Here is a 323-nt window from a genome sequence, read left to right on the forward strand (position 1 = left end):
TTACCCGCGGTGGTGTTGGCCGCCGCGTTGGCCACCGTGCCCGACTGGCTGGCCGTGCCCGCATCGTTGGTCACCTTCGGCGCCGGCGCGAACTGCGTCAAGCCCTTGGTCGTCGCCGTCGACTGCGCGGTGTAGGTGGCCATCGCCCCGGCATCCTGAGCCCAAAACTCGCCGTACTGGGCCTCCAACTGCGCGATCGCCCCGGTGTTCTGACCGATCACATTGGTGGCCTGCAACTGCTGCACCAACGCCCGGTTGGCCGCGATCACCGGCGGGGGCACCACCGAGGAAAACACCGACTCATAAGCCGCCGCCGCCGAGCT

General features: G+C 68.7%; 1 protein-coding gene. It reads right to left on the reverse strand.

The genetic code is table 11. The features are described from left to right. A partial coding sequence (locus WU80_RS24965; RefSeq protein WP_156371913.1) for a PPE domain-containing protein occupies positions 1 to 323 on the reverse strand: 323 nt, incomplete at both ends.

The sequence above is a fragment of the Mycobacterium sp. UM_11 genome (genome assembly GCF_001414075.1).
In the GTDB taxonomy this organism is placed as follows: Bacteria; Actinomycetota; Actinomycetes; order Mycobacteriales; family Mycobacteriaceae; genus Mycobacterium.